The organism is Azospirillum sp. B4 (genome assembly GCF_000333275.1).
In the GTDB taxonomy this organism is placed as follows: domain Bacteria; phylum Pseudomonadota; class Alphaproteobacteria; order Azospirillales; family Azospirillaceae; genus Nitrospirillum.
In genome coordinates, this window is record NZ_BACU01000143.1 from 1 (window position 1) to 3,285 (window position 3,285).

The following is a 3,285-nucleotide window of genomic DNA, read 5'->3' on the forward strand; positions in this document are numbered from 1 at the left end:
CCCTGACCCTATCGGTCGCACTCCACACTTCGGTCAATGGCACCGGTGCCGATGCCACCGGCAGCCTGTCGGTCACGGTCCTGGCCACAACTCAGGCGCCCACGCTGGCGGTCGCCGCCGCCATGGGACTGGAGGACCACCCTATCGCCCTGACCATAGCCACCTCCCTGGTGGCGCCGGTGGCGGGTGAGACGCTGTCTGTCACCGTGACGGGTGTGCCGGCGGGCGCCACCCTTTCCGCCGGCACCCACAACGCCGATGGCAGCTGGACCCTGACCGGCGCCCAGCTGTCCGGCCTGACCTTGACCCCGCCAACCAACTACAGCGGCACGCTCAGCCTGGGCGTCACCGCTCACGCGGCCCTTGGCTCGGTGGAGAGCACCACCAGCGCCGTCCTGCCGGTGACGGTCACAGCCGTGGCCGACACGCCCCACCTGGCCGTCCTGCCCGCCAACGGACTGGAGGACCACGCCGTCCCGCTGACCATCATGGGTAGCCTGACCGACACCGACGGGTCAGAGGTCATAAGCATCGTCGTCAGCGGCCTGCCGCTGGGCGCCACGCTGAACCACGGCATCCTGCAACTGGACGGCAGCTACCTCCTCACCCCGGGCCAGCTGTCCGGCCTGACGGTGACGCCGCCCACCAACTACAGCGGCACCTTCAACCTGACGGTCACGGCGCATGCCACGGAGACCGGCACCCTGAACGACGCCGCCACCAGCCTGACCCTGCCGGTGACGGTGGCCGGCGTGGCCGATACACCCACCCTGGTCATGACACCGGCCCTGGGCTTAGCCAACGCCACCATTCCCCTGGTGGTGGCCCCGGTCCTGGGCGACACCGACGGGTCGGAGCAGCTGTCGGTCACCGTATCGGGCATCCCGGCCGGCGGCACGCTGAACCATGGCCAGTTGACCGCCGTGCTGGCCAACGGCACAACGGTATGGTCGCTGTCACCCAGCGACCTGTCTGGTCTGACGCTGACTCCGCCGCACAACTACAGCGGCACGCTGAACCTGACCGTCAACGCCATCGCCACGGAGACCGGCAGCGGCAGCACGGCCAGCGTCAGCGGCACCCTGGGCGTCACCGTCCTGGGGTCCTTGGGTGGGCCCAACCTGCTGCACAGCGACGTCTCGGTCAGCTTGGGTGCGGCCGTTGGCGTTCAGGGGACGGCCACCGCGCTGGATCTCACCGCGGGGCTGTCCGCCGCCGCGTCGGTGAGCGACCTCAACTCCGTCGTTGTCAGCGGCCTGCCCGCCGGCGCCTCGCTGAATCACGGCGTCCTGCAGCTGGACGGCAGTTATCTGCTGACGCCTTCGCAGCTGACGGGGCTGTCCATCGCCACGCCCTCCAGCTACAGCGGCAGTTTCAACCTCAACGTCTCCTTCGGTGTCGGCGTCGGCGCACAAGCGGAAACGGTGGGTGGCACCCTGGGTGTGCAGGTCGCGGCCGTGGCCAATGTCGGCTCGATCGTCACCTCGGCCGTCAGTGGGCTGTACCACACCGCGCTGGGCCTCAACGTCGTGGGCTCGCTGCTGGACACGGTGGGGACGCAGCAGCAGTCCTACATCATCGGCGGCGTTCCCAACGGCGCCCACCTGTCCGCCGGCATCAACAACGGCGACGGCACCTGGACGGTGCTGCCCAGCCAGATCACCGGTCTCACCGTCACCCCGCCCATCAGCTACAGCGGCACCATGAACCTGACGGTGACGGAAGTGGCGCGGGACGCCAACGGTTCCGTCGCCGTCTCCGCCACCCAGCCGTTGGCGGTCACGGTGGCCTCTGAAGTGGTGGGGGCGCTGACCGGCCTGCTGCTAACCCCCGTGCATGGGTTGGAGGACACGGCCATCACCCTGGGCACCAGCCTGGTCAGCCTGAACCTGCTGGGGGCGGCCAGCGTCACCATCGCTGGCGTGCCGGCCGGCGCCACCCTGTCGGGCGGCACCAAGAACAGCGACGGTACCTGGACGGTGGCCAGCGGCCTGCTGAGCACCTTGAAGATCACCCCGCCCACCAATGATGCCCGCGACTTCCAACTGGGCCTTTCGGTCAAGGTGCTGGGCATCACCACCCAGATCGGCCTGCTGAACGTGCGGGTCGACGCCGTGGCCGACGCCCCCACCCTCACCGTTACCGGCCCCGCCAGCGTGACGGAGAACCATGGCATCCCGCTGACCATCACCGGGGCGCTGACGGACACCGACGGGTCGGAAACCCTGTCCTATGCCATCAAGGGCCTGCCGGCCGGCGCCACCCTCAGCGCAGGTCACTACAACGCCCTGACCGGCGACTGGGACCTGAAGGCGTCGGAAGTGGCCAACCTGACCCTCACCCCGCCCACCAACTACAGCGGCACGCTGAACCTGCAGGTGGTGGCCATCTCCTCGGAGCTGGAGGGCAACTACACCAGCACGTCGAAGAGCCTGTCGGTGACCGTCACCCCCGTTACGCAGCAGCCCATACTGACCATCACGCCGTCGACGGGAGCGGAGCATACGCCGATCGCCCTGCATGTCGGCGCGGCCCTGGGCGATACCGACGGGTCGGAACACTTCACCACCATCCTGGTATCGGGCCTGCCCGCCGGCGCCACCCTGAACCATGGCACCAGCCTGGGCGGCGGGGTCTATTCCCTGACAACGGCCGACCTCACCGGCCTGACGGTGACGCCGCCCGTCGGCTACAGCGGCACACTGAACCTGACGGTCAGCGCCACGGCGCAGGACGGCACGGCGGCCACGGCCACCACCACCGGCACCCTGGCCCTGACGGTCACGGCGGTGGCCGACGCCCCCACCCTGACCCTGCCCACCACGCCGGTGGCGGTGACGGCCGGGGCGGCCACGGCCCTGAACATCGCCGGGGCGCTGGTCGACACCGACGGGTCGGAGCGTCTGTCCGTCACCATCGGCAATGTGCCCACGGGTGCGGTGCTGTCGGCGGGCCTGAACAACGGCGACGGCACTTGGACCCTGACGGCGGCACAGCTGGCCGGCCTGAAGGTCACCCTGCCCAGCACCGTGACCAGTGACGTGAACCTGACAGTCACGGCCCACGCGCTGGAAACCGGCACGGGCAGCACGGCGGACACCACCAGCACCGTCACCCTGCATGTGACCCCGGCCACTGCCGGTATCCATCTGGACGGCCCAGGATACGGCGACGACGGAGGATCCGGCAGTGGCCCTGCACCATGGGTGATATCAACCGACAACCTCGACGCCAAAGCCCATGTGTCGGTGACGGTCACCGTCCTGTCCAGAGAGGCCGTGCTGA

The 3,285-nt window shown here is 69.3% G+C and carries 1 protein-coding gene; it reads left to right on the plus strand.

Annotated features, from left to right (window positions below; all coding sequences use genetic code 11):
• Nucleotides 1-3,285 (plus strand): beta strand repeat-containing protein (locus I55_RS36870; RefSeq protein ID WP_376739172.1); only part of this gene is annotated, 3,285 nt, incomplete at both ends.